Source organism: Rhodanobacter sp. A1T4, from assembly GCF_014207185.1.
In the GTDB taxonomy this organism is placed as follows: Bacteria; Pseudomonadota; Gammaproteobacteria; order Xanthomonadales; family Rhodanobacteraceae; genus Rhodanobacter.
Genome location: NZ_JACHCP010000008.1, coordinates 228,856 through 248,458 on the forward strand (window position 1 = coordinate 228,856; position 19,603 = coordinate 248,458).

The 19,603-nt window shown below is 56.3% G+C and carries 14 protein-coding genes; 7 read left to right on the forward strand and 7 right to left on the reverse strand.

All coding sequences use genetic code 11. The features are described 5' to 3' along the window. The first annotated feature begins 24 nt into the window (after window positions 1–24). The 4 genes from HDE80_RS17100 to HDE80_RS17115 all read left to right on the forward strand — a co-directional run bounded on the left by HDE80_RS17100 (window position 25) and on the right by HDE80_RS17115 (window position 4,797). Window positions 25–546: a flavin reductase family protein gene (locus HDE80_RS17100; RefSeq protein WP_184604406.1), complete on the forward strand. Its 522-nt coding sequence runs from the start codon at window positions 25–27 to the stop codon at window positions 544–546. Between the two features lie 77 nt (window positions 547–623). Further along, complete coding sequence (locus HDE80_RS17105) at window positions 624–1,835, forward strand: cation:proton antiporter (RefSeq protein ID WP_345776473.1); 1,212 nt, start codon at window positions 624–626, stop codon at window positions 1,833–1,835. Between the two features lie 203 nt (window positions 1,836–2,038). Next, window positions 2,039–3,478 (forward strand): 3-deoxy-7-phosphoheptulonate synthase class II, encoded by a 1,440-nt coding sequence (locus HDE80_RS17110; RefSeq protein ID WP_184672974.1) that lies wholly within the window; start codon window positions 2,039–2,041, stop codon window positions 3,476–3,478. Between the two features lie 137 nt (window positions 3,479–3,615). Beyond that, entirely contained in the window at window positions 3,616–4,797 is a 1,182-nt protein-coding gene (locus tag HDE80_RS17115) for an MFS transporter (protein ID WP_221437675.1), read from the forward strand. An 806-nt stretch (window positions 4,798–5,603) separates the two neighbouring features. Here HDE80_RS17115 and HDE80_RS17120 read toward each other — a convergent pair. Then, window positions 5,604–6,617 (reverse strand): methyltransferase, encoded by a 1,014-nt coding sequence (locus tag HDE80_RS17120; RefSeq protein WP_184604410.1) that lies wholly within the window; start codon window positions 6,615–6,617, stop codon window positions 5,604–5,606. An 870-nt stretch (window positions 6,618–7,487) separates the two neighbouring features. Here HDE80_RS17120 and HDE80_RS17125 point away from each other — a divergent pair. Further along, window positions 7,488–7,862, forward strand: a complete 375-nt coding sequence (locus HDE80_RS17125; RefSeq protein WP_184672907.1) for a hypothetical protein — start codon at window positions 7,488–7,490, stop codon at window positions 7,860–7,862. A 162-nt stretch (window positions 7,863–8,024) separates the two neighbouring features. Here HDE80_RS17125 and HDE80_RS17130 read toward each other — a convergent pair whose 3' ends face one another. From HDE80_RS17130 to HDE80_RS17140, 3 genes are read right to left on the reverse strand one after another with little or no spacing between them, the layout of a single operon-like run. Continuing rightward, complete coding sequence (locus tag HDE80_RS17130) at window positions 8,025–9,329, reverse strand: cytochrome c (RefSeq protein ID WP_184672909.1); 1,305 nt, start codon at window positions 9,327–9,329, stop codon at window positions 8,025–8,027. Next, entirely contained in the window at window positions 9,326–11,602 is a 2,277-nt protein-coding gene (locus tag HDE80_RS17135; protein WP_184672911.1) for a molybdopterin cofactor-binding domain-containing protein, read from the reverse strand. Before HDE80_RS17135 ends, HDE80_RS17130 begins: the two co-directional genes overlap by 4 nt. Continuing rightward, window positions 11,599–12,102 (reverse strand): (2Fe-2S)-binding protein, encoded by a 504-nt coding sequence (locus tag HDE80_RS17140; RefSeq protein ID WP_184605198.1) that lies wholly within the window; start codon window positions 12,100–12,102, stop codon window positions 11,599–11,601. The genes HDE80_RS17135 and HDE80_RS17140 overlap by 4 nt, the downstream gene beginning before the upstream one ends. A 320-nt stretch (window positions 12,103–12,422) precedes the next feature. Between HDE80_RS17140 and HDE80_RS17145 the strand changes: the two genes are divergently transcribed. Together HDE80_RS17145 and HDE80_RS17150 are read left to right on the forward strand one after the other, a co-directional pair. After that, window positions 12,423–13,517, forward strand: a complete 1,095-nt coding sequence (locus HDE80_RS17145; protein ID WP_184672914.1) for an XdhC/CoxI family protein — start codon at window positions 12,423–12,425, stop codon at window positions 13,515–13,517. Further along, the gene (locus HDE80_RS17150; protein ID WP_184672916.1) at window positions 13,514–14,140 is read left to right on the forward strand and encodes a nucleotidyltransferase family protein; all 627 of its coding nucleotides are present in this window, start codon (window positions 13,514–13,516) and stop codon (window positions 14,138–14,140) included. Before HDE80_RS17145 ends, HDE80_RS17150 begins: the two co-directional genes overlap by 4 nt. A 452-nt stretch (window positions 14,141–14,592) precedes the next feature. Here HDE80_RS17150 and HDE80_RS17155 read toward each other — a convergent pair whose 3' ends face one another. The 3 genes from HDE80_RS17155 to HDE80_RS17165 all read right to left on the reverse strand — a co-directional run bounded on the left by HDE80_RS17155 (window position 14,593) and on the right by HDE80_RS17165 (window position 19,253). Then, the gene (locus tag HDE80_RS17155; protein ID WP_184672918.1) at window positions 14,593–17,133 is read right to left on the reverse strand and encodes an FG-GAP-like repeat-containing protein; all 2,541 of its coding nucleotides are present in this window, start codon (window positions 17,131–17,133) and stop codon (window positions 14,593–14,595) included. Between the two features lie 56 nt (window positions 17,134–17,189). Continuing rightward, window positions 17,190–18,332, reverse strand: a complete 1,143-nt coding sequence (locus HDE80_RS17160; RefSeq protein ID WP_184672920.1) for a hypothetical protein — start codon at window positions 18,330–18,332, stop codon at window positions 17,190–17,192. 69 nt (window positions 18,333–18,401) lie between these two features. Continuing rightward, the gene (locus tag HDE80_RS17165; protein ID WP_184672922.1) at window positions 18,402–19,253 is read right to left on the reverse strand and encodes a glycoside hydrolase family 16 protein; all 852 of its coding nucleotides are present in this window, start codon (window positions 19,251–19,253) and stop codon (window positions 18,402–18,404) included. Window positions 19,254–19,603: the final 350 nt, after the last annotated feature.

Here is a 19,603-nt window from a genome sequence, read left to right on the forward strand (position 1 = left end):
CAAGGGTTGCATGCCGGAAGCGGCATGCAGACGTGCGAATACGATGATACGAAGGGTGGCGCTATGGACCTTGAGGAGAAGCAGTATCGCAATGCTTTGGGCCGTTTCACGACCGGGGTTTGCGTCGTGTCGGCTGTCAACGACGTGGGTGCACCGATCGGCATGACGATCAATTCCTTTTCGTCTCTGTCACTGGATCCTTCCCTGATTCAGTGGAGCATCAAGAAGCAATCGCTGTGCTATCCACTTTTCTCACATCTGGAAAGCTACTCGATAAGCGTGCTATCGGATCGTCAGGCACATATATCTCATCGGTATGCGAGGGCGGGAGACCATGTGATGAGCCCGGAGGATTATTCGAGCTCCGGGAACGGCGCGCCCTTTATCAAGGGAGCGCTGGCACATTTCGAATGCTGCAGTTGGGGAAGGATGGAGGCTGGCGATCACGACATCCTTATCGCCATCGTCGACAAATTTTCCAGCGATACGGAAGGCAAGCCGCTGGTGTTCTTTGGAGGCGCTTATCGGCCCTTGCTAATTGAATAGGTGCGGCGTGCCGATGAGAGGTGCGCCGTACCTGGGGGCTATAGCGTTTGGACTTCGGTGTCTGACAGGAGTTTGTTGTGACATTTCATATCACGCAGCCAGAAGCATTCTTGATCGCGATGCTGATCATATTCAGTATTCCGTTCCTGATCTGGCGTTATTTTCGAACCGACTATTTCGCCCCGATGGTAGTGGTGCAGATCGTTACCGGGATTGTGCTTGGGCCCGGCGCGTTGGGGGCGTATTTCAAAGACTATTACAGACAGGTTTTCAGTGAAGTCACGATTCAGAATTTGAACGGCATAGCGTCCTGGGCTGTCATGATTTTCGTATTCGTGGCCGGCTTGGAACTGGATCTTAGCAATGTGTGGCGCTACCGGCGCGAGAGCGGCATTACGGCAGGCCTCGCGCTTGGCGTCCCCCTTTCGCTAGGGTGCATTGTGGGATTTCTTCTTGCGCAGCATCCGGGCTGGATCGGAGTGCAGGCGCATACCTGGCAATTCACGCTCGCTATAGGCATGTCTTGCTCGATCACCGCCTTGCCGATTCTGATCGTTTTCTTGGAAAAGATGGAATTGCTCCGCCAGCCCATCGGTCAGCGCGTTCTGCGCTATGCCAGTTTGGACGATGTTCTGATCTGGACTGTGTTGGCGGTGGTCATGCTCGATCTCGAGCGACTCAAAACCCAGTTGCTGTTTCTGGTGAGCTTTGGGGTGGCGACTGTTCTTTTCCGCAAGCTCATGGCAGCCATATCGGAAGTTGATCGCTGGTTCGCGGCGATTATATGGCTGGCTACTGTTGCGTTCAGCGCGGAATGGGCGGGGCTACATTTCATGGTCGGCGCATTCATGGCAGGCGCCGTGATTGATCTGCGCTGGTTCGATGAAAAGAAGATGGATCTGCTGCGGCATTACGTGCTGTTGATGATGATGCCGGTGTTCTTTCTCATTACTGGCTTGAAAACCAATTGGTCGATCGGTGGTTTGACAGTGTTTGTGGTGGCCGGCTTGCTGCTGATAGCGGCGGTGCTGGGCAAATTGATCGGCGTGCATATTGCCGGCCGCATCTTGAAGTGGGGCGAGGGCGAAGCGTCGATCATCGGCTGGCTGCTACAAACCAAGTCGCTAATCACCATCGTGTTCGCGAATATCCTGCTCGACAAGGGGATCATTTCGAATGATGCCTTTACGGCGTTGTTGATCATGTCGCTAGTGAGCACGATGCTGACCGTTCCAGTCGTTTCTCCGAAGCTGGCGTTGGATCCGGATCTGGCGACCAAGACGAGTTGAACGAAATATAGCTCTGGTCGGGCAAGACTATCTTTATCAAAAAGGAAGAGGATCTTGCGCGGAAGTGCTGAAATTATTGCGGGGAGCGAAATGATGAAGACCGATACGTAGCTTGTTTATTTAAATTTACGCGCATGAACCGGGCCGATTGCGATTCTCGCGGACGAGCATGCGCACTTGAATAGGGAGCCTGGCTCGTGACGATTGCAGCGAATTTCCCTTATCCACGGGCGAATCCCATCAAAGACTGGGCTCCCGACTCATGGCAGCGGCGCGTCGCTTTGCAACAGCCGCAGTACGAAGATATGAACGAGCTTTCTCGGGTAACCACCAAGCTGAGTCAGCTTCCGCCGCTGGTGACCTCAAATGAAGTGCTAGCCTTAAAGCATGCGTTGGCCGAAGCGCAGGAAGGACGAAGTTTTCTGCTACAGGGTGGCGATTGCGCGGAAGCATTTGCCGATTGCGTCAGCCCGATCATTTCCAACCGGTTAAAGTTACTGCTGCAAATGAGTCTGGTGCTGGTGCACGGGCTCAAGATGCCCGTGTTGCGGGTAGGGCGTTTTGCCGGGCAATATGCCAAGCCGCGTTCGACCGATAGCGAGACACGCGACGGCGTGACGCTACCGAGCTTCCGCGGCGATATGGTCAACGGATTGGCTTTTACGCCCGAGGCGCGCCTCGCTGATCCACGACGATTGACGCAGGCGCATGCGCATTCGGCCCTGACCATGAACTTTGTGCGTGCTCTGGTCGATGGCGGCTTTGCTGATTTACGTCATCCGGAATACTGGGAGCTAGCCTGGGTCGAACATGCGCCGCTGGCGGCCGAGTATCGCCATATGGTCGTGAATATCGGCGACTCGCTGCGCTTCATGGAAACGCTGGCGGGACCCATTGATGGTTGTGCACGCGTGGATTTCTTCACGTCCCACGAGGCTTTGCTATTGCACTACGAGCAGACCATGACCCGCCAGGTGCCGCGTCACCACGGCTGGTTCAATCTGTCCACGCACTTTCCTTGGATCGGCATGCGTACGGCGGCCCTAGACGGTGCTCATACCGAATATTTTCGCGGCATACGCAACCCGATCGCTGTGAAGGTTGGACCTTCGATGGAGCCTGACGCGCTGCTGCGGCTGATTGACGTACTCAATCCGGGCGACGAACCAGGACGTCTGACCCTTATTCATCGCATGGGCTATGCGCAAATTGCCAGCGGGTTGCCACCTCTGCTGCGCGCCGTGCAGAGTGCAGGAAGGCGCGTTCTTTGGGTGGCCGATCCGATGCACGGCAACACCGAAAGCACGTCGAATGGCTACAAAACGCGTCGCTTCGACAATATTCGTGGCGAGCTGGAACAAGCGTTCGACATCCATGCCGCGGAAGGAACCCGATTGGGCGGTGTGCACCTGGAGCTTACTGGCGAAGCAGTCACCGAATGCATCGGCGGTGCGCGCGATCTCAATGAAACCGACCTTGCCCGAGCATATAAATCGATGGTCGATCCGCGGCTCAACTACGAGCAATCATTGGAACTCGCGATGTTGATCGTACGCAAGTCGGGCCATTTGGATGCAGGAAACCTGTCGATGTCGCAGGCAAGTCATTTTATGGAATCACGTTCACCGATGACGACGGCATGATGGTCGGAGCGGTAAGCGCCGACGTCGCCATAGTCAGCGAAGAGCTACGCTAGATGGAAACGGAATGCATAGAAACGGCATATGTCGAGCGGCTAGAGCCTGGAGTAACGACGGCATTATTGCCAAGGTGGATCACCTTGTTGTTGGCGACTGCCTGCGGAATGATCGTCGCCAGCCTCTATTATGTTCAACCGTTGATTGGCCCCATTAGCGCGGCCTTGGGTCTGTCCCCGCAGTCGGCGGGACTAATCGTCACGATGACCCAAGTGGGTTATGGGGTGAGCCTGATTCTTGTCGTGCCGCTGGCTGACATCGTTGAAAATCGACGCCTGATCGTCATGGCTTTGATCGCCAGCACGTTTGCCTTGTTCGTTGCCGGCATCTCGCAGCACGCACCGATCTTTATGTTGGCAATGTTCTTTATCGGGTTGAGCGCTGTCGCGGCGCAGATCGTCATGCCTTACGCCTCACATCTTGTCGCGCCGGCCGCGCGTGGTCACGCGCTCGGAAAAGTGGTGAGCGGCCTTATGCTGGGGATTATGCTGTCGCGTCCCGCGGCGAGCTTCCTGACCCATCTCGGCTCATGGCGCACAGTGTTCTACCTGGCAGCTATCGGCATGGCGGTTCTGGCTGGTGTGCTGATCCTTTTGCTGCCAGCACGGCGCCCCGAGCCCGGCCTGACGTACGGTGCATTGCTCAGGTCGATGCTACGGCTTTTTATCCAGACGCCGCTGTTGCGACGACGCGCTTTCTATCACGCGTGCCTGTTCGGCGCCTTCAGCTTATTCTGGACGACCGTTCCACTATTGTTGGCTGGGCCGGAATTTGGATTGTCGCAAGCTGGCATTGCGTGGTTTGCATTGGCAGGTGTTGCCGGTGCGATTGCAGCGCCGATTGCGGGAAAGTTTGCCGACAAGGGGCTGAGTCGACTGCTTACAGGTTTCGCGATCTTGCTTGTGGCGCTCTCATTCTTGATGACGTATGGAAAGGGCGATTTTTCGACCCGGCTAGCAATGTTCGTGGTGGCCGCCATCGTGCTCGATTTTGGGGTATCGATGAATTTTGTGGTTGGCCAGCGGGCAATCTTCGCTTTGGCCCCAGAATACCGAGGCCGGCTCAATGGCATATATATCGCCATTTTTTTTATGGGTGGCGCCACGGGCTCTGCCGTCGGCGCGTGGACTTTCACGAAGTCTGGTTGGCTGTTTACTTCATGGATCGGATTTGCGCTGCCAGTGCTGGCGTTACTTTATTACTTCACTGAACATCGGGTGCTCATCAGACCCCAGGTGTCGGACTCGACCAGCCGAAAGCAGTAGGTAACCTGTTCTTCGGTAAATCGTGACTTCTTCATCGCTCCTCCTTTGAGCCTTCTGGGTCTGGAATGAAGCGACCGTAACTCTACTTTTTAGTGGTGTCGAAAAAGCGAGTCAAAGTTAATCTCTAGTAGATGAAGAACTCCTACCTAGGTAGCCGATGTCCGCCGGCCGATGGGTATCAGCGAAGCGACGCTCTACGTTAGGAAGAAGAAGTACGCGAATATGGGTGCAGCTGAACTGCAGCAGCTGCAAGAGAGAATAGCCGTCTCAAACGATTGGTCGAAGACCTGACCTTGGGCAAGCAGATCCTGTATGAGGTGATTCAAAAAAATGTGAGGCCAGCCCACAAGCGCGTCGCGTGCTCACCTGAAACCGCTCATAGATCCATCGAGCGACATTTTGAAGGCGGACTGGCCAATACGCGTCCCGCAAATGAGTAGCACTCGTCCGTTCCCTGTGACAGAGTGTTGAACACCGAGCAATGGCAGTTGCTGCGGCGGATAGAGCAACGTAGCAAACCGTCCACGCCCCTCCATCGGCATGATGAGCGTGCTTGATCGTAGCCAACCTGGGTGGATAATCCCCATGCAGCTTGCTGCTGGGTATCAAGATTGCCATGAAACAAAGCCTGCGCCGAAAGCGGCAGGGAATATGACCCGAAGATATTTCCAACACTAAGCGCACGGGACGTCCATAATTGGACACTTTGTGGGCTCGACCGGGTACGACTGCATGAGTCGTATCAAATGCTTCCAAGCGTCGACTCGGAGATGCGATAAAGAGACAGGCCTTTGCCGAGGGGACATCTACTCATACGGACGTCCTTCAACGATCGATTCCCGACCGATATACGTCACACAAGTTAATGTAAAACCCGCTGCTTTGAATATACGCCGGTAATCTTCTTCGGTCCGCTCTCGTCCTGTAAGCATAACCAGCATATTTATATCCATCCAACGCGCGGGATCCGCTTGGCCAGACGGTTTCAATACGGACTCAATAACCAAAAGTCGTCCGTGGCGAACAATTGCTTTGCGACAGTTACTCAAAATTCGCACTGACTCATCGTCGTCCCAGTCGTGCAGAATGCGTTTATATATATACGCATCCCCACCTTTGGGAACTGATACGAACATATCGGAGCATACTACTTCAATCCTAGATGGTAGATCTTCTGACTTAACCCTCTCCACAACAGAAGGTAAGTCGCATAACACTCCCTTTGACCGCGTGTTATTTTCCAAGATGCCACGCAGAAACGCCCCCGACCCGCCGCCCACGTCCACTATCTTCTCGAAGATGGAGAAATCGTAGGTGTCGAGGGCCGACTGCAAGCTAATCTTGCTGCCACCTTCCATGGCGATATGGAAGATCGCAGCTGCAGATGGGTTTTTCTCAAGGTAGTCGAACAAGCCCTCGCCATAGATCTTGTCGAAGGCGGGCTTCCCAGTTTTGACCGTCTCTAGCAGGTTGCCCCAAGGTTCCCAGAAAAAAGATTGCCCATAGAGCAAAGCCATACCTCGTATAGATTGTGAATGGTCGGACCGTAGATAGTCGCCACGTTCAGTAAGAGAATAATGCCCACTGCTATTCTCGAATAACAAGTCTAACGAGGAGAGAAAGCTCAACAGCCTACCCAGTGCATCCGCGTTAACTTCACAATCTATGGCTAGTTCATTTGCACTCTTTTCACCATTTGATAAAAAATCAAATATTCCAAGGCAAGACGCAACATAAATAGCCTGGCTAGCCATAAATCCCCATATCATCTGAATCAACTCAGGAAGTGGGGATGTCTTCGATCCTACATCTGGCGACATCACATTTATTCCAGCAACTTATGAAAGTTAAGAATCGTCATTCCGCACGTGTTTAATCGAACAACGAAACTTTACAAATTGTAAAACTGAAACATTTTTCAATACTTCTTATTCGTGAAAAGATACTCCACAATGATATGACCACCACGTGCAACGAAGTCAGCTAGTGCCAACTAGTCGCTGATCTCCAGACCGGCAAAACGCTGGAGGGTGGCGCGATCCAACAGCGAATACTCTATGACGTCATCGGACATACAATACTAACGGCCCAATCATCAACTCAATCGAATACGCGTCTCGGATCACTCAGTCGATCAGGCTTAGCACTGTGTTCTTCTCTGTCAAACAGGCTGATCATCAGTTGGCCTCCGGCATACGCAGAACACTCACGTTATAAAGACGCTCGATTTAGAGATGCCTATAGGCTTCCAGTAAGAAATTGCTATCACGTGACGTGCGTTTATGAGTACTAATACTTAAATAACGATCGTTACGTTAGACTAGATGACGATCGTTACTTAGTCAACGGGCGACTAGGATTTATGATTGAGGTCGAAGGTCTATGCTAAACGCCAGCGAATACTAGCAATCGAGTGGCGGGGTTATCTGACACCGAGCCTGCCTGAAAATACCCCATCGCGCTGGCGACCGAGCGATGCTCGGTCATTTGCCTGATCGTCGGCTACGACACGAAACCGGTTGAGGCAGTAGAGGAGGAGAACAGTAAGCTCAAGCAACTGGTTGCGGACCTGAGTCTAGTTCTACGGTACCTGAGACGGCGGGCCATTTCCCGGTTTCGAGCTTTGTTTACTGCAGTGCATTCACCAGAAGAGGGATGTGAGCATGTCGAAGTTGAATAGGGCAATCAACGTGGCGCTGACCACATTGGCACTATCGGGCGCAGCGAACGGGCAGACTAAGAAGGAGGTGCGTTCCATCGACGATCTCCCGCAGTTTTCCTATCCGATAAAAGGCACGGTCGCGGACGTGCTTTCATCGCCGCCGGCTTCGTTCGAAGCCACCGTGTCACAGATGCGCGTCGACATCGATCGCGTGCTCAATGATTACGATATCCACGACAGCGCCACGCTGCGTGGTTTGCTGCAGGCAAAGCTTGGCGCACAGATCGCCTCGGGTAAGGAAGACAAGGCGGCATTGGCGACGATTGAGCAACTGCGATCACACCAAGACAAAGAAGAAGCTCGCCTTATCGCGGGCCTGGCGCCATGTGAGCCATTTGCGTAGGAATTCTGCCGTGGGCGCCGAGGTTTTACTGCCGAGAACACACAGCTGGTAGGGAAGTTGGCGGGAACGTCCACGAGACGGCGCCTTGGGTGCATCACCAATTTCGCATAATGTATATTATGTCCAATTGCGAAATGGGCACGCAAAACCGGCATGCACGATCTAGAGTTTACGGCTTTGCGCAACAGCGTCCGGGGTGACCGTTCCCTGCTTGTTCCCGAAGTGTGAGATGACATAGTTCGCCAAAGCCGCTACCTCCGTATCGGAGTAAGCATGGCCGAATGCCGGCATGAAGACATCGTGCCCATCGAGACGCATCCTGGAACCATGCAATATGACCTGGGTGACATTGCCACCGCTGATGTCATTCACCCCACGCGTACCCAGCAACGAGGCGTACGGTGTCTCCTGGCCTTGGCCGTTCCATTGGTGGCAGCTTGCGCAGGCGCTTTCGAAGAGTTTTAGTCCCGCGCTGTTTGCATCTGTGCTGTCTCCGCCTGGGGCTGTGTCGCTGGAGGCCAGCGCAGGTGCCGCTTTCACATCGATCGTGATCGGGTCCTTCCCTTCCCGTGCGGGAACGTTGCGCAGATAGGTCACCAGGGCAGCCGTGTCTTCGGGCTTCAGGTACTGAAGGCTGTTATCAACAGCCTCGCCCATCGGTCCGGAGGCGGATCCACGCCCATCCGCGTGTCCAGTGGATAGATAGCTAGCGATCTCGGCGTCAGTCCACGCGCCTATACCGTGTGTCGCATCCGATGTGATGTTGTAGGCATGCCAGCCCTGCAATAGCTCACCAGACAGTTCTTTGCCGTGCTCCAGACCGAAGCCCACGTTTCGTGGCGTGTGGCATTCCGCACAATGCCCCAGCGCGCCTGCAAGATAGGCACCGCTATTCCATTGCGGTGATTTCGCCGCATCGGCGACGAAGCGCTGGCTTTTGAAGAACGCTGCATTCCAGAAGCCCATGGCCCAGCGCTGGTTGAAGGGAAAACCGAGATCATTGGGTTTGTCCGACTGCGAAATCTTCGGCAGGCTGAAGAGGTAGGCCTTTATGGCGAGGACATCGCTGCGGCTCAGCTGCGTGTACGAGGTATAGGGGAACGCCGGGTACAGCCGTTTGCCATCCTTGCGCACGCCTTCGCGTACCGCGTGAACGAAATCATCATCGCTCCAGCTGCCGATGCCGGTTTGCGTGTCGGCTGTGATGTTTGACGAATAAATTGTGCCGAACGGCAGGCGGAACGCGACACCACCGGCAAACGGCTTGCCCGAATCAGGAACGGTGTGACAGGCGGTGCAGTCGGCAGCCTTGGCGAGATATTCGCCGCGCACTAGCACGTCGGCGGTGGCAGGAGCGCCGGCGATTGCCGGCGCCGTGCCGTCGGAGCTGTCAGTGCGATTCAGCGCAAAATACGCCACACTGCCGAGAACCAGCACGAGGACAACGATGATGAGGAAGCGTTTCACGCGTCGCTCCTCCCCTGGTCGGCGGCGGTTGCAGATACCACACGCTTGAGTGCGTTGGCATCCTGCACGAGAAGATTACGGTCCACCGGAAGTTTGTAGAGGCGCACGCCCGTTGCAGCGAAGATCGCGTTGGCCAGGGCGGGCGCCGCGATCGCGGTACCGACTTCGCCCAGGCCACCGGGCGCTTCGTTATTTTCGATGCGATGGACTTCGATCAATGGCGTTTCGTTGATCCGCAGGTTTCGATAGTCGTTGAAATTGCTCTGCTCGATGGCGCCATCCTTGATCGTGATCTCGCTGTAAAGCGCGGCACTGAGACCAAACAGAAGTCCCCCCTGGATCTGTGCCTCGATGGAGCTGGGATTGACCCCGATGCCACAGTCCAATGCGACCACGGCACGACGCAGACGTACTTCACCCTGCGGAGTGACCTCAGCCTCGACGATGGCACACACCCGGCTCCCAAACGGTTCACCTAACGCGATGCCGCGGGCAACTCGTGCAGGTAGTGGCTGAGCGCCCCACCCGATTTTCTCGGCGGCCAGGTTGAGTACGGCCAAGGTCCGCGGATTTTTCTGCAACAAGGCACGTCGATATTCCAGCGGATCCTTGCCGGCGTGATGTGCGAGCTCGTCCATGAAGCTTTCGACGACGAACAGGTTATGCGTTGATCCCACGCCCCGCCACCATCCGACGATCAGGCCAGGAGGCATGTCGTGGCGAATCCACTCGACCTTGAGGTTCGGGATTTCGTAAGGCACTTCCACGACGCATTCGACCGCATCGCTGTCGAGGCCATCCTTGCCCATGGCCATCGGCGCCCAACGCCCCAGCACGGTGCCGCCGCTGGTGCGATAGCCATACCAGGCTGGTCGGCCATTCGCGTCGAGTACGGCTGAGATGCGATCGTGGTACATCGGACGCACGCGATCGTGACGAATGTCCTCCTCACGCGTCCAGACGACCTTGAGCGGATACGACACCTGCTTGGCCAGGGCCAGTGCCTGCTCGACCGAATCCGTTTCCAGGCGTCGTCCGAAGCCACCGCCGAGATACTGGTTGTGCACGATGATCTTGTCTTTGGACAGGCCCGTGATCTTTGCCGCCGCGTCGAGAACGCGTGCAGGCACCTGGGTGCCCACCCAGATTTCGCACTTGTCGGAAGTCACGAAGATGGTGGCGTTGAGCGGCTCCATGGTGGCGTGGGCGAGCATGGGTAGTTGATAGACCGACTCGACCGTTTTCCCATCGGCTGGCCGGCTACCGACCTCGCGAGCAACGATCGACTTGCCATTGAGCGCACTCTCCGCGAGTGCGTCGCGAAGCTGCTGGGTGGTGAGGTTGGCGTTCTCGCCGCGGTCCCATTTGATCAGCAGTGCCTCGAGTCCCTGCTTTGCGGCCCAGAAATGGTCGCCGACCACGGCGACCGCATCGGCGATGCGGATCACGTCGACGACGCCTGGCATCGCACGGGCGGCCTTGTCGTCGACCGAAGCGAGCTTGCCGTCGAAGGTAGGGCACGCCTTGACGACGGCGATCTTCATGCCGGGCACACGCACGTCCAGGCCGAACTGGGTGGCACCCTTGATCTTGTCGGCGGAATCCACACGCCGCAGCGGTTTGCCGATCAGCTTGAAATCCTTGGGGTCAGTGAGCTGCACCTTGTCCGGCATCGGCAACTGGCCTGCCGCCGAGGCCACCGCGCCGAAGCCAACGCTGCGGCCGGATGGGATGTGGTGAACCATGCCCCGGTCCACCGTGCATGTCGACGGGTCGACATGCCACTGCGTCGCCGCGGCAGTCACCAGCAGTGTCCGTGCCACGGCACCGGCTTCGCGCAGCACCTGCCAGGTGCCGCGTGTGCTGGTGGAGCCGCCGGTAATCTGGCCACCCAGGAGCGGCATGCCATACAGGTCATCGCTGGGCGGTGAATGCTCGACGCTGATCTGATCCAGGCCCACGCCCAGTTCCTCGGCGAGCAACATGCTTGAACCGGTATAGATCGCCTGCCCCATTTCCACCGTCGGCATGACCAGCCGCACGGTGCCATCGGTGCCAATGCGGATGAAGGCATTCGGCGCGAAGGCCGGATTGCCGTCCGCCAGGGCGGCGGCGGCATCGCCCGGTTGCCGGCGCGCATTGATCGCAGCGGATGCTATGCCGCTGCCGCCCAGCCATAGAAAGGCGATCGCCAGACCACCCGACTGGATGGCATGCCGGCGATTCAGATCGATCTGGTCAGTTGTCTGAGGTCTGCCTGTTTTCAGCTTCATGACGCGGCTCCCTCGGGCGACGTGACGATCGTCTGCAGAATTTCGAGCTTGCCCGTTGCCGCCTGCTTGATGGCCGCCCGGATTCGCACGTAAGTACCGCAGCGGCAGATGTTGCCCGACATGGCTGCATCGATCTCCGCGTCGCTGGGGTTGGGTGATCGTTTGAGCAGGGCTGCCGCCGACATGATCTGCCCAGACTGGCAGTAGCCGCACTGCACGACATCCACATCCAGCCACGCCTGCTGGACCTTCTGCCCGCTGGGCGTATCGCCGATGGCCTCGATAGTGGTGATGGCCTTACTGCCTATCGACCCCACGGGGAGCACACATGCACGAACCGGCTGACCGTCCAGATGCACCGTGCATGCCCCGCATTGCGCGATGCCGCAGCCGAATTTGGTTCCCATCAGGCCGATGACGTCGCGCAGAACCCAGAGCAACGGCATATCCGCAGGAACATCGACCGAATGCGACTCGCCGTTAACGGACAAGGACAGCATAGGTACCTCCGCACTGCGTTGAGAATCCGGGAAACGAGGCTTGGGCGCCAAGTATCAAACAGCGGGTGGGATTCGCTCCCAGACGGGTGTTGAAAACGCCATTTCAGCAACACATTCGTGAGAATCTCGTATACCAGAAGACCCCTGCTCGCGATAGCGCGGTGGGCGCACTTACTGACGAATGTCGCGCTAGACTGAAATCCGCAAGCGGGCAGCCCGATAGCGGGTTGCGGACATATTATTCTGGTCCAGCCAGATTAACGGTCCGCAGCCTTCCGCAGGTTTTGCTGCTTACCCTTCCCAAGCTGGCGACATGATCGATGAATTCGGCGCACGAGCTGAACACCCTGATCGATGCACTACGCAAGCTGCGCTGCGATACGCTGCCCAGGGCGGCACTGGCAACACTGACCCGCACGCGCGGCTCCACCTTTCGCCGTCCCGGCACACGCATGCTTGTGTTGGGTGACGGAAACGTGGTCTGTGAACTGTCCGGCGGCTGCCCGCAACGCGATATCGTGGCGCGTGCGCAGGAAGTCATCGCCAGCACCCTTCCCCGCCTGATCCAATACAACGCGGATTCGGGCCTCGATGTACTGCTGGAGATGGGTTGCGGCGGTGAGCTTGAGGTATTGATCGAGCCGCTGGCGACAGCAAATGCGCTCGGTTTTATCGATGCCCTGGCGCAATGCCTCGGTGAGCGACGCTGCGCTTGGCTCGCCACCTTGTTCGCTGTCGACGGGATGGTGGCGATGCCCCAGCGGATGTTGTGGTGCGAACGCGATGTCTTGCATGACGATATCGCCGATCCGGCACTGACCCGTTCGATCATCGACGCCGTCACGCCGACGACAGGTAAACGCACCACCACGCTGCGCCTGCCATCAGCACGAGGCACGGTCGATGTACTGGTGGAACCGGTAGAACCACCGCACGCGCTGGTCGTCATCGGCAGCAGTGCCGCCGCACGCGCGCTGTTGCCCCTGGCCAGGGCCTTGGGTTGGCAGACAACCCTGGTCGATCACGATCCGGCGCGCCTGCAGGCGACGCAACTGCCGGCCGGATTGCATGCCGTTTGTGCAACGCCAGCCAGCTTGTGCAGTGCGTTGCCGCTCGACGCGCAAAGCTCGGTAGTGGTGATGACGCACAACCTAGAACAGGACATCGCCTATCTGGCTGCGTTACAGGGCGCGCCGGTGTCCTATCTCGGCGCACTCGGATCGCGTGAACGCGTGGGACGAATGCGCGACCACCCCGCGCTTGCCGGGCTGCACGTGCATGCGCCCGCGGGGCTGGACATCGGCTCGGAAACACCAGAGGAAATCGCATTGGCGATCGCCGCCGAAATCATGGCCGTCATCAACAAACGTGATGGTGGTCGGCTGCGCGACAACGAAGGCGCGATTCACGGATGAGCCACCGCGTAGAAAACCCGGCATCGCCCGTCATCCTGCTGCTTGCAGCAGGCGAAAGTCTGCGTTTTGGCGACATCAAGCAACTGGTCGAGATCCAGGGTGAACCGATGGTGCGCCGTGCCGCGCGGAGCGCGCTGGAGCAAGACATCCCTGTCGTCGTGGTGACGGGTGCCTATGCTGAACAAGTCGAGGCCGTACTCGACGACTTGCTGTTGCGGTTGATCCGATTCGACGGCTGGGTCGAGGGCATGGGCAGCTCGCTCGCCGCTGGCGTTCGTTACCTGGATGTCGAATATCCGCAAGCTTCTGCGCTACTCCTGTGTCTGGCCGATCAACCGCTCCTGGACCCGGCGTTGCTAGAGCATATGCTCCAGCGACATGCGCTGACACCGGAGCGCCTGCTCGTTAGCGAGCAGAACGGCATATCGGGTCCGCCGGTGCTGTTTCCTCGGGATTGCTTTGCGGCACTGATGTCATGCTCCGGCCCGCGCGGTGCACATGACTTGATCGAGCGGGAAGCCGTGCGCGTCGAGCGATTTGCCTCGCTCGGCAGCATCGACGTCGACACCCCGCTGGACCTGCAGCACGTGCGCGACCAGTTGACGAGAAACCGTTCTCGCTGACGTCAGCAACAGTCACTTCACGGGCACCATCGACGGCATCGTCAGCACCTCGGCGCTGGAATTGGGTGTGGACATCAGCAGCCTTGATATCACGTTTGCCGTTTGTAGGCGAAAATCGTATCGAGCGAAATTGGACGCTAACGCTCACGAAGCTCACCGCGCTTACCGTGGAAACAACACGAGCCAAGCTGTACCGATCTTCGCTTCTTAAAGTCTCAAAAACAATTTGTAATTGCGTCGGACCTGTATGGAACGCACAGATCTTCGTCGCTGTTCTCGGGGCATCAAATTATATCTATGCCGAAGCGCACCGGTCGCAGAGTCTCGCGGATTGGATCAATGCCCATATGGCGGAGACGTCGACTTCGACCTGCTCGTAGCGACTGTTGCCGGTCATCACGAGCACGACGTCCCTACCAATGAGATCGTTCTGCTCGACCTACGCGCATAAGTTATCTCAGCAGCATCCAGTTTGCGTTGACTGTGATTGTTCCAGTGCCCTGACTGAAGTCATTGGGCCGCCACTGACTCGTATACACGATGGGGCCCAAGTCGATGGCGGCGTTCTGTAACAGAATGTCGGATGTTCCATCCGCGTCGAAATCCCCCGCCACGATGACCTGGCCCGTGGACGGCAGCTGACGTCGTAGGAAGATCTGCCCCAGCTCAATACGGCCGGATAGCTCGTTCTGGAAGTCGGGCGAGAAAACCGTCATGCCCAGATCGCCGGTGATGGGTTTGTACCAGACGATATTCGCATAGCCCAATCCCCGCGAATCGCCGACACCCGCTATGACCCAGCTGGAATCAAAAGTACCGGAGACATGACCCCAGTGCTGGTCGTAATAGCTCGTCGAATTCGCAAAGAGCTCGGACGGCTTGAAGTCCGCGCTCCGCTGCATATCGCCGACTCCAAAACTGAGGATCTCCACATCGCCTTCAGGATTGCGCAGCAGGATGTCCGAATAACCATTTTGATCGAAGTCTCCGATCCACGCTGTGTTCCAGTCTGATGTCTTCCCCGGACGAACAGCTTCGACGTCGAGAATTCGATCGCCGTCCATCAGCAATACCGTTCCGGTTTGCGTCGTGAAGTTCCAGATGAGAATGTCGGAGCGGCCATCATTGTTGAAATCACCGACCCCAATGACTCGATCATCCGCTTTCAACGTATACCCAATGGGAGAGTAATACGCCCTTGAGGGCAACTCCTGCAGATGGACGGGATCCTTCCAGACTCCCAATTCCCCATCGTGGGAGAACAGAACGCTGGCGTAGCCGTCCCCATAAAAGTCACCGATGGCCTCCTCCTTGAACTCAGCTGTCAGTTCCGGTTGGTGCAGGGATACGGATTCATATTGAAGCGAGGGAGCAGCCGTCGGCTCAACGATTTCTGTCAGGAACTCCGTCGAGTTCTGGGTATTTCTCCACAACGGATCATAGGTGACGTTTCCATTCAGACTCATCGTGCGGTTGGCATTGAAGGTCACTGCCGGATGCTCGGGAAGTGCGGTGCCGGCAACGACAACGTTCTCGAAGCGTAGATGTGAAAGCTGATGTTGCTGATCGTAACTCTGCAGCAGGTTCGGGAGTTTTTGCGCGTCCACGACCTGAATGTTTCTGAATAGCAGATCATCGATTCCAGCGAGATCACCATTCTCTTTCGAAAAGGGGCCCGGCCGCACGGCCAAACTGAAGAGCCGGAAGTTGGCGTTTTCCACGCGCAGGTCATCGAACAGATAGTGCCGGAGCGTTCCCTTGCCACCCTGGTGAGCCGAGAAGATCGCCCCTTCCATGCTTTCATAAGCATATTCGGTGCGGATCACATCCGAATTCTCGACGAGTACGTCATGAACGTTGATGTTGAGGTTGCCGCCCATGGTATCGGAGATCTCGAATGGGGCCGAATATTTTAGCTGCCAGATCGTGCAGCCACTGATTAGCAGGTTCGAAGAGTTCAAATGGATGGCGCTGTCGCCTACTTTGAAGAAACTGTTGCGAAGGATGCTGCCGCGATCGTCCGAGCCGTAGGCAGCTGCCACGCCATCGGTGTTGCCGTGCCACGCGATGATCTTCACGTTGTCGATAACGTTGCGCGTGGCGGTATTGTCCTTGCCATCGCTAAAAGTCTTGTTATAGCCGCCGAGCGCGATGTTATAGATCGGGGACTGAATCAGCGTAATGCCCTCGACGTATCCTAAAGTTTCATTCGGAGCCGAGATCATGGCTGGACAGTTCGGAACGCACGCGCTCTTCTGAAGATTCTCCCCCGAGAGGATGCCTCTTCCGCGAATCGCCCAGTTAGATGCGCCATCTGCAACCTGGAAGAATCCTTTGACGTACGCACCGCCCGCCACATAGACCACCTCGCCAGACTGGATCACGTAAGGACTCGTTCCAAGGTCATGCACCCCGGGTCCGAAATAGTGGACGCCAGGTTTACTCGGTGGCGGCACATTCGCTTCAGGCGGGTTGGCGAAAATGAGAAGGGGGTTGGTCAAATCGACGTTTGACTCCGTGCAGGTTGAGCCGGAGGTACAAAAATCCACGGCGTATTGCCCTGGATGGTTAATCGTAAAGCGAATCGTTGATCCGTCGACGGTGACCGGGATCTGGTCATGGCTCGGAAGCACGCGAGCTGAGGTAAAGGGCTGCTGGTTCGTGATGGAGATGGTGACCGAATCGCCAAATGAGAAACTCGTCCAGGCAGTCGATTGCTCCTCCGTGGAAGAGGTTGGTTGACCGTTCAGTTGGCCATTCGTGAAGCCGGGATTCGGCGTCTGATATACGAACGAGTCGTATGAATGATCATTCTGAATGACCTGCACCGAGTACTGCGGCGAGGGGGAAATATCCGAAGGCCCCGGATAGACCGTTACGGATTCCACTTGAACCGGGACATTTGAATTCTGCCCCCAGGCAATCGTCACTGTTGCGAGGGACAATAAGCCGAGGAGACCGCAGAAACTTGTTCGTACCGAATTCCAAACCATAAAGCCTCCTCCAGTTCTCGCAACTGACTTTCCTACTTACATCTCGCCATTGATAATCAACGGGTCGGTGTCGGCTCGATCACTACTCGGCCACTTTCCGTTAGAGCACCACAACGATAGACATCGAACGGCGGATCACCGATCCAGGAATAATAGATAAGTGCCGTGAGACGCCTCTCATGGATCAGTTGACCAAAGTCCCCCATCATTTCCTGTACGAGTAAGTTGCGCGAATGCTCATCTGAAGGGCAGCCTTTATTTGCATTCGAAAATCCCCACTCCGTAATCCAGCAAGGCTTGCCATTCGGCGAACCGACGGGAGAGCAGACAGGCATAACCAACCCTTGCAAGCTTCGCAAACGATGGATTGCGGAGACCTTGTTACCAGGACCATCACCCCAAGGATAGGTGTGAAGGTTGTAGGCATCAACGAGCTTGTCCAACCCGTTTGCTCGGAAAAACGCTATCGTCGCGCCAACGCTGACCCCGTCATATTTCTTCGGCGTCGGCCACGGTCCTTCTTGCACGATATCGACAAGACTGGTCGGAAGCAGTGGCGTCTTTCGATTAAGTTTCGAACGATCCCGTGCCTGCTTTAGCGCAGCCAATGCTTTGAGATATTGCAGGTAACCCTTCGCGACTTGCTGTCCTTCCGGATCATGATAAAGATCGTTCAGGCCAAGGACTCTTCCCTCTCCCGGCAAGCTGAAGTCGGGGTTGTTGCCAGCCATATTGATCTCATTTTCAAATTCGATCCCGGCAAGAACGATTCCGTCGGCGTCGAGCTTATCCATCACCGTCTGGAAATACTGTCCGGATAGTTCGGGGCTCAAAGATGAAAATGGAGACCCCGCCCATATCCCCGGAAATTCACGTGGGCGGTAGGGGCGTATTGGAGCGTTGGGCGCGTATTTCCCATGCAGGATCAAGACAGTCGCAATGCCTTGAGCATCAGCTCTCCTGATGAAATCGATGCTTTTGTCGAGGTCCTGCTCATACATACCAAAGCGAATGACGTGGATGCCAGCGGTCTTCAGATTAACGAGGGCTGCATTTTGATCCGCTATGCCGAACTGCAACGGGTGAACGAAGTTGACACCGCGAATGACGTTCTGCGCATACACCGCTCCACCGAAGAGGGAAAGAACCAGAAGAAAGCCCAGAACTGTGAGCAAGCGACATTGCTTCGTTACGGACATGAATTTCTCCGGAAATAATCAGAGACCGTGTGTTTCAGGACGCATGTGACAGACCAAGCTCGCTGCCTGTCAGCGGTCGCTGGACTTGAGTGCGGTGATGCGCAGCGATTGGACAACCATGCCGTGACCTTCGGGATGGTTCGGCACGGGACCGTTTGCCCAGTCAGCGAGCGCGGCGGAGAACCAGACATTCGCCGGACCTTTGATAGTGCCGTTGGTTTTCAGGGCTGCAATAGGTTCTCCGTCGACTTCGAAGATTAGCTCTCTCGGCGTCCACAAAACGCCGTAATCATGGAAGCCATAAGAAAGGTTATCGGTGAACTTCGCGCCGAATCCAACGCCCGCATGTTTTTCACTCTTGCTCGTGGGCCAGTATTGCAGTCCGAGGTGGCTGCAATTGGGATATTCGACTTCACCCACATCAATCTCATAGTGATCTTGAGTGGTCAGCCAGAAAGCGTTGTTCATGCCCTTGATGTCAGCGATTTTCATCCTGGCCTCAAAGAAGCCGTAGGGATACTGCGCCTTGGTAAATATTGAACCGGTAGACCAGCGGGCACGACAATCGGTCGCGACCAAAGTTTTGAATCTCGCCCCGACGTTCGATGCCTCCACGTTACCGGGTCGGCGGCACGATTTGAGGGCCGCCAGATCGTCTGTTTGAGCCGTCCAATCCGACTGAAGCTCGTCAGGTTTTGAGAATGTCGTTGCAAAGATCGGCGACATAGAAAGATAGTCCGCTATGAGTGCGCGATCTGCCGCCGTAACCGGTCGCCTCGTACCGAACGTTTGGTCCGGGGACCCGAACGTAACGGGTCCGGCAAGACTTGTTGCCAGAGCAAACGAACTCATCAGGGTGCTAGCAACAGTCGCGAGAAGGACGCGAACCAACGTCTGCGTGAGAAGGTTGATTTTCGGCATTTTCCTTCCTTAGCTAATTTCAGTAGGCGCGTATCGGATGGCTAATCAGTTCAAGCCCGTTGCATATTTCGCAGAAATCTCAGATTAACTTATTCGGCATTGCACTTTTATGTCTGCCGATCGCGAGTAATAAATACGGCGCGATATAAAAACGCCGCCTAAACATGGCGGCGTCAGAACTGCAGGGTCGCTAAGATCAACAGATCAGCGAACGGCTAGATACTGGGGCGGCGCTTCATGCTGAGGGTGGGATACTTCCAAGCGGGGTGTCACCAACAACTCCACAGCTCGCCTTCTTGATCAGTAGCGTCATCGAGTCTCACACGAGCGAGCGTCCTTCTCGATAGCGG

Bases quoted from the DNA above. Each gene is read 5' to 3' on its own strand.
- HDE80_RS17100 (WP_184604406.1), top strand. From the start codon at position 25: ATGCAGACGTGCGAATACGATGATACGAAGGGTGGCGCTATGGACCTT.
- HDE80_RS17120 (WP_184604410.1), bottom strand. From the start codon at position 6,617: ATGTCGCCAGATGTAGGATCGAAGACATCCCCACTTCCTGAGTTGATT.
- HDE80_RS17135 (WP_184672911.1), bottom strand. From the start codon at position 11,602: ATGAAGCTGAAAACAGGCAGACCTCAGACAACTGACCAGATCGATCTG.
- HDE80_RS17140 (WP_184605198.1), bottom strand. From the start codon at position 12,102: ATGCTGTCCTTGTCCGTTAACGGCGAGTCGCATTCGGTCGATGTTCCT.
- HDE80_RS17145 (WP_184672914.1), top strand. From the start codon at position 12,423: ATGAATTCGGCGCACGAGCTGAACACCCTGATCGATGCACTACGCAAG.
- HDE80_RS17150 (WP_184672916.1), top strand. From the start codon at position 13,514: ATGAGCCACCGCGTAGAAAACCCGGCATCGCCCGTCATCCTGCTGCTT.
- HDE80_RS17155 (WP_184672918.1), bottom strand. From the start codon at position 17,133: ATGGTTTGGAATTCGGTACGAACAAGTTTCTGCGGTCTCCTCGGCTTA.
- HDE80_RS17160 (WP_184672920.1), bottom strand. From the start codon at position 18,332: ATGTCCGTAACGAAGCAATGTCGCTTGCTCACAGTTCTGGGCTTTCTT.
- HDE80_RS17165 (WP_184672922.1), bottom strand. From the start codon at position 19,253: ATGCCGAAAATCAACCTTCTCACGCAGACGTTGGTTCGCGTCCTTCTC.